The 7113-nt window shown below is 43.0% G+C and carries 5 protein-coding genes; 3 read left to right on the forward strand and 2 right to left on the reverse strand.

The window, feature by feature from the left end; all coding sequences use genetic code 11:
• Window positions 1-889: 889 nt before the first annotated feature.
• Window positions 890-1249, reverse strand: a complete 360-nt coding sequence (locus ACUVJL_RS38975) for a group I truncated hemoglobin (RefSeq protein ID WP_445250709.1) — start codon at window positions 1247-1249, stop codon at window positions 890-892.
• Between the two features lie 657 nt (window positions 1250-1906).
• Between ACUVJL_RS38975 and ACUVJL_RS38980 the strand changes: the two genes are divergently transcribed.
• Window positions 1907-2509 (forward strand): 2OG-Fe(II) oxygenase, encoded by a 603-nt coding sequence (locus ACUVJL_RS38980; RefSeq protein ID WP_445250710.1) that lies wholly within the window; start codon window positions 1907-1909, stop codon window positions 2507-2509.
• 57 nt (window positions 2510-2566) lie between these two features.
• Here ACUVJL_RS38980 and ACUVJL_RS38985 read toward each other — a convergent pair whose 3' ends face one another.
• Entirely contained in the window at window positions 2567-4348 is a 1782-nt protein-coding gene (locus tag ACUVJL_RS38985) for an SWIM zinc finger family protein (RefSeq protein ID WP_445250711.1), read from the reverse strand.
• A 685-nt stretch (window positions 4349-5033) separates the two neighbouring features.
• Between ACUVJL_RS38985 and ACUVJL_RS38990 the strand changes: the two genes are divergently transcribed.
• Together ACUVJL_RS38990 and ACUVJL_RS38995 are read left to right on the forward strand one after the other, a co-directional pair.
• Complete coding sequence (locus ACUVJL_RS38990) at window positions 5034-6326, forward strand: AAA family ATPase (protein ID WP_445250712.1); 1293 nt, start codon at window positions 5034-5036, stop codon at window positions 6324-6326.
• Window positions 6327-6330: 4 nt separating this feature from the next.
• A complete protein-coding gene (locus ACUVJL_RS38995) occupies window positions 6331-6990 on the forward strand; it encodes a DUF4276 family protein (RefSeq protein ID WP_445250713.1) in 660 nt (219 codons plus the stop codon).
• Window positions 6991-7113: the final 123 nt, after the last annotated feature.

The following is a 7113-nucleotide window of genomic DNA, read 5'->3' on the forward strand; positions in this document are numbered from 1 at the left end:
GTAGTTTGAAGTTTTCCGAAGTATTGCGGCATATAGGATTTGGTAATTGGCAATTAGTAAACCGATAGTGCAAGCCGCACTTGACTGGCGTCATCTAGCTAAAGGAAGAATATAACTTGTCAGCATTTCAAGTTAATGGACAAATGCGGTAAAATATACTTCAGCAATACCGTGGCTAGCCGAATAAGGTACTATAGAAAATGAAACAGGTATCCATAAATTAAGTGGAAAATAACTGAGCCTTTGCACCATTTTTCATTTTAAATCAGGCTTTATGAACAGGCAAGATGCCTGTTCCACAAAGACTAAATTTTCTTGTGGAACAGGCATCTTGCCTGTTCTTGATAACGTGGCTAGCCGGATAAGCTCCTATAAAAAATGAAACAGGTATCCATAAATTAAGTGAAAAATAACTTAGTTTTTGCACCATTTTTCATTTTAAATCAGGCTTTATGAACAGGCATCTTGCCTGTTCCACAAAGACTAAATTTTCTTGTGGAACAGGCATCTTGCCTGTTCTTGATAACGGTGCGAGATGTCAGAAATAACTTAAATTCGCTACTATAGCAATCCTTGCAGAAGTCGTAAATTTTGTACCCCACCCCAACCCTCCCCGAACCCGTGGGGAGAAAGTAAGAACTTCACAAATGATGCAAGGATTGCTATATATCTATCGCGTGATTGCTTCCCACAACTACTACGGGGTAGCGGTTAAATAGCTTTAGCCATCTTCGCCTCAATTGTGAACTCTTCTCTTCTCTTCCTTCGTGTCTTCGCGGTTCATTATATCCGGCAAAAAACGAAGTAGAGCTTTCGCTGCAAAATTACGAAATCTCCACTTTTATCACTATACTAGTGGCTGCAAAAACCATGTTGCCTTCACTAGATATTACTTGTACAAAACAGCCTCTTTCAAAGTCGCGATCTTACCTAGCGCTTCATCGAGATCCTCTTGCGACGCCCCGTGGGCAATGATTGCATCGGTCAAATGCTTCACAATCGCATCAAAGTGTTCTGGCTGTAAATTCAAACCTGCGTGTGCTTTCTCCATAGAACGGCCTGAGTATTGCTTGGTGCCGCCGAGGGCATAAGAGATAAAAGCAGTTTGATGGCGGCGCTGCTTTGCCATATCTGTATGCTCGAAGAAGTGGCTCACTATCTCGTCAGCCAAAACATCGTGGTAAAAATCATCCACAATCTCTTTAATGGCTGACTCTCCGCCCATTTTCTCGTACAATGTTGTTGCCATATCGTTTCAGCGAGTTGGTTTTTTTCACTTACTCTTTAATTATACCAGGCACCTTTGCTTTTCTCCACCCGGTGAAATATTGCTCTCATCTGACTAATTACTTAGTACCTGTTCCGACTGCTGGTATTTTTTTGATAGCCCACTCTGTGTAAACTTTATTAACGTTTTGTTGCCCGTTAGATATTCCCGATCGCCCTTCCAGCATTTTGACCTAATGCACGGATTGCTTTTTTTAGCAAGATGTTTTCTACACAGCGCCAACACCCATCGGTTTTTCAGCTAGCAAACTCAAGAAATCGGTGATAAAACAGAGGCCGGATGCGATCGCGGAAATTAGGCTCGCCCCTGCAATTGTACAAGTTAAAATAAATGGGCGATCGGCTGCCCAGCAGCATCATGTATAATCGAATTGCAAATATAATCGAATCACAACGATGAGCGGCGAAAGTCGATCGCCTGTATAGTAATATTTGGCAGTTGCTAGTCGGTTGTGACACTTCCGGGCGATCGCCCGCAGTTAAGAAAACCTTTGACTTAAGTACGCGCACTTAAATCAAGATTATTATGTCCTCCGCCAGGAACGAAGCAATCCCAAGTCTGAGCGATTGCTGCATTTCTATCTGCTGTTTTCTTAAACTTTGATGATTTTTGAGTGCCTTGAAATACTATAGTCAACATCCTAACGCTTTCTCGATCGACTACCTCAACGACTTGCGAGGAGCAATTCTAGCCTCCCCTTATCTAGCAATCAACAACCTCAATCGCGATTTCATTGGCACAAAAGGGTTTTCCGTCGTGTTTCAACGTGCGGAAATCGCCGAAGTAGAACGGCGGTTCCCCTTGTTCAAACCCTATCTAGACCAAGCATTACAGCCTGAATGCAATGCTTTTTACCTCAACCCTTTGTTGCTGGGTGAAGGTTCCCGCGTCGATCCGCATATCGATCGATCTTTGCGATCGTACTGCAAAACTGTTGAACCTCCCGCAGCCATCAGCGTTTTGTACGTGCAAGTGCCGCCGAACTTGCAAGGGGGAGAGTTGATACTGCGGCGCAACAAACAGCAAGTCGGGCAGATTAAGCCGCAAGCCAACTCGCTGATCTATTTTCAAGGAGATTTGACCCACTCTGTCAACGCTGTTAAAAGTACCGGAACTCGTTTGAGTTTGGTTTGCGAACAGTACAGTTTGAGCGAAACAGAATTGCAAGATATTCCAGGCTTCACAGTGGAATCTAGGGCTGTGAAAGCAAAAATTAAGTAAGGTTTATTCGATCCTGGGTTGGGTCGCTTTCACTTGGGTTTACCGTAAACTTAAGGCTCAATCTAAATCGGGACTTTTGAGCATTTCCATCAACTTCCGCTTCCGGCTGTGTACTTGCATCAGTTGAGAACGATAAGCAGACCACTGAAGATTTTGCCCAGTTTGTAAATATGCAGCGCGGGCTTTTTCCAACCACTTAATCGCAAGATTGTACTCGTTTGATTTCCCCTGATCCATAATCGATGCAGCACGCCCACAAGCATTGGCGATTACCCAATCGGGGCTGTGGCTGATAGCAGCCCCCATTACTCGGTGAATCAGTGCTGAGTGGTAATAACCCAAGCCATCAGCAAGGGCGATCGCATCTTCAATCATTCCCTCATCCAGAAAAATATCAACCTTCGCCTCAGTAAACTTCCAACTTTCATGAGTTTTCAGAGTGGCTAACAAATCAGCTTTCAAAGTTGACCAACTATCTCTTGCTAACTCCTTCACTAAACTATAGTCTCTAAAGGACGGTTGGATTTTAAATATCTGGATTCTAGCATTTAACGCAACTTCATCTTCGCCCAACTCAACAGCCAACTCACTCATCGAGATTGCCAGTTCGTAATGGCAATGACCTGACAAATTTAACCCAGCTTGACAAATTTTCAGAGCTTGTTCTAAGGCTCCCTGTTGCTTTAAAGTTTGAACGAGAGCCAAAGCATCTTCCGCTGATTGCATCTGGGTAGCAGCAGCTTCCACTGCTTCTTCTACTCTCCCCAAACGAGTTAACATCGTCAAGTATTGTTGAGTACAACCTTCTGCTTGGGCTAAGTATAAGTATTCTTGATCGCGTTCCTGGCGATCGAGGATTTGCAAGCGAATCAATGTTAAGTCGCGAGCACAGTCTGGTGCGTCACCAGCCCAAACTCCTTGCCCAGTAATGTTTCCTTCCAGTACCTGTTGGAGTAGGGGGTCGTCCCAACCTTGGCGTAAAGCTTCCAAGCTCATACTGAAATCACAATCCCATTCATCTTGCCAAGCTTCTAACATCACCTGGAGATCGATCTCTTCTTCAGCAGTTAGTTGAGCCGTCAAAATGGCTTCTGTCCAAGCTTCATTCAAAGCGTTAGCTATCTCTGAATTGTCAGCGCCAAACTCTTCTACATCATTCCAATCTTCAACGCAGGCTGTGGTGATGGCTTCTAAAATTACTAAAGCGTTGTTGCCATCCCCCTGTGCGCTGAATTCCTGGGCTCGCTGAATTACATCTAAAAGTTCTTCTGTAATCGGGTCTTCTTCCTCCCATCCATCCTCGAAATAACGAACAGCCTCTCGCAAAATTCGTCGTACTTGGTGCCGAAAGGGAGCAGGATCTATGGAGGTGTGGCGCGGTGCTTTGGTAGGTGGGTTTGAAGGTGCAGCAATAGCACTTAAGTTAATGTATCGTTCGATCGCATCAATGAGTGATGGGTCTTTTTTTACTAAATGCTGTATTAATTGCTGGGTTTGTACATCGTTGAGGCGATCGAGCAATTGTTCCAGTGTCGGGCCCTCGTCTATTATTTCTGGTTGCCGCATACACAATAACAGCGTCGCAACAATGTGTTTACACCACCCACCGTTATCGTAAGGACAAGTGCAAAATAATGTAGAGGCTAATCCGGCATCATCAAAGGGCAGGGTAACACGGTAGGGTTCTACTTCGGAACCCTCCACTACTGCTTGCACCATATTGCCGCGCCGGACTGCGCTAGTAACATTGCCCGCTAAATAGTAAGCTTCACCCCGCTTGAGGGATTGGGCAGAGGTGTTATGCTCGATCGTCGCTTTAGTGAGTTTGGGAATGGGCATGAGACTGTGCCTCAGCAATTAAAGGATTAGACTCGATTTTACCTGAGAAATACACTTAGTCTACAATTTAATTGCGTCCCGATTTGAGGTTTCCATAAATTTCAAAACTCTGTAAAGCAAGCACTGAGAACGTTTGTAGCTTAACGAAGCAATCGCTCTTGTGATGATAGCTTTACATTTTGTGAGATGGTAAAGTTTATTTGCACTGAGATATTGCACCATTCTCAATAAGGCTTTTATGAACAGGCAAGATGCCTGTTCCACAATAAAATTTATCTTTTGTGGAACGGGCATCTTGCCCGTTCTTGAGAATGGTGTAAGATGTGAGTTTGCACCTACCTAGTTAGCGATCGCTATACACTATAAAATACCTAGAAAAAAAGTAAGGATTTTGGGAGAAATTAGTAGTGCTGGCATCGTTTTAAATTGGGTAGGGCTAGAGAAATGTTACGCTGATTTTTACAAAATCTTCCCTAACGTACATGACGAAACAAAAACAAACAAGCGGATATCCATTCATGCAGCTAGTTTGCCGTTTTTTGATAGTGCTGGCTATTTGGAACGTGCCTCAATGCGCTTGGGCAGATGCTAGCCAATAAGTAAAATCAAGTATAATGTTAGAGTTACTGAATTGTTATATGGTTAGAGTAACTTATAACATTCCTAATAGAGCAGAGGAACTTAAGTGGCAAAAATAGAAGGATTTAGGGTAATAAATTACCGCTCGCTGCGTGATATTACTATGGGCAAGCTGTGGAATACGCAAAATGCCCAGGCACTAACGCCAATGACAGCCGTTATCGGTAAAAATGGTGTTGGGAAAAGCACGCTTTTCGACACTTTTGGCTTTCTTGCAGACTGCTTAAAAGGGGGAGTCGAAGAAGCCTGTGATGCCCGTGGGCGGGGAGGTTTCGAGAGAATTCGCTCGCAAGGACAAAAGGGAAGTGTTGAGTTTCAGATTTACTATAAAGAGGATGGTAACGCTCGACCAATAACCTATGATTTGGCAATAGACCTTGACTCTTCTGAAAGACCATATGTAAAAAAAGAAAGACTTAGACAACGGAGAAAAAACGAAAGAAAAGGACAACCTTATTCTTTTTTGATTCTAAATGAAGGTAAGGGTTTAGCATGGAAAGGTGAAGGAGAAGGCCAGCTACTTGATGAAGAACGAGGAGAATTTGATGTAACTAATTTAATAAAAAATATCCAGATAGGTGAGACATCAGAAGAAAGTAAAGAAAAGGAAATAGTTGAACTTGACGACAAGCGAAAACTGGGAATTGCTACTTTGGGAGCCCTCAAACAACACCCAAGAATTTCCGCATTTCGTAGATTTATCGAAGGATGGTATCTCAGCTATTTCACACCAGACGCTGCCCGTAGCTTACCTCTGGCTGGGCCACAAAAACATTTGAATATTCATGGAGATAATCTAGGAAATGTGGTTCAATTTATGGAGAGAGAGCATCCTAAGAAATTCAAATCAATTCTGCAAAAAATCTCTAGTAAGATTCCAGGGGTGGAAAATATTAGCACCACAAAAAGTCCAGACGGTAGACTTTTGCTGCAGTTCAACGATCGAGGTTTTCAAGAACCGTTTTATGCTCAACAAATGTCAGACGGAACACTGAAGGTATTTGCCTATCTCATTCTTTTAGAAGACCCCTCACCACCGCCATTTTTGTGCATTGAAGAACCAGAAAACGGACTTTACCACAAGCTTTTAGAAACTCTAGCCCAAGAATTTCGAGAACACGCTACAGCTCGAAGAAGTGGACCGCAAGTATTTGTTACAACACATCAACCCTATTTTGTAGATGCTCTTGAACCTGAAGAGGTTTGGGTACTTGAAAAGGGCGAGGATGGTTTTTCTCAAATCAGACGAGCTAGCCAAGACCCTCTCATTAATAACCTTGTTTCTGAAGGATTGCCCCTTGGCGGACTTTGGTACAGCGATTATCTAGATAAAAGGTGAATAAATGCACTTTGAGATACTTGTCGAGGATATTTCTGGAAAAACTGCTCTTGAAATTCTTATCCCAAAGATTATTAGCACCGAACAACACACATTTAAGATCCATCCTTACAAAGGAGTTGGGCATATTCCTAAAGGTTTAACATCTGCTTCTGAAGCCAATAAACGAATTCTGCTCGACCAGCTTCGGCGACTTGTTCAAGGCTACGGCAATACCTTCTCTAAATATCCTCCTGATTACCCTGCTGTCCTCATTGTAATTTGCGATCTTGATGACAAAGTCCTCTGTGCTTTTCGCAGAGCACTACTAGATGTTGTAGATGAGTGTAATCCTCAGCCAAAGACGCAATTTTGCATAGCAATTGAAGAAGGAGAAGCATGGTTTCTAGGCGATTTAGCAGCAGTTAAGGCTGCTTATCCGAGAGCAAATGAATCAGTCCTAAATAAATACACCAATGATAGTATCTGTGGGACGTGGGAGAAGTTAGCTGAGGCGGTGTTTTCCGGTGGTAAAGAAAAATTATCTAAACAAGGTTGGCAAGCCATTGGTTTAGAGAAGACAAACTGGGCTAACAATATTGCTCCCCACATGGAGGTAGATAATAATTTGTCACCAAGCTTCTGTTATTTTCGAGATAAACTTCGAGGCTTAACGCGTCAGTAAAGAAACCGGTTTTTTTTTATTGGGAATCGCCTAGTGCCACGAAGTTTATCTCGAAAATAACAGAAGCTTGGTGACAAATTATTATCTACCTCCATGTGGGGAGCAATATTGTTAGCCCAGTTT

It is taken from the genome of Microcoleus sp. OTE_8_concoct_300, from assembly GCF_031383065.1.
GTDB lineage: Bacteria > Cyanobacteriota > Cyanobacteriia > Cyanobacteriales > Microcoleaceae > Microcoleus.

Excerpts from the sequence above, each read along its gene's own strand:
- ACUVJL_RS38975 (WP_445250709.1), bottom strand. The coding sequence starts at position 1,249 with ATGGCAACAACATTGTACGAGAAAATGGGCGGAGAGTCAGCCATTAAA.
- ACUVJL_RS38985 (WP_445250711.1), bottom strand. The coding sequence starts at position 4,348 with ATGCCCATTCCCAAACTCACTAAAGCGACGATCGAGCATAACACCTCT.
- ACUVJL_RS38995 (WP_445250713.1), top strand. The coding sequence starts at position 6,331 with ATGCACTTTGAGATACTTGTCGAGGATATTTCTGGAAAAACTGCTCTT.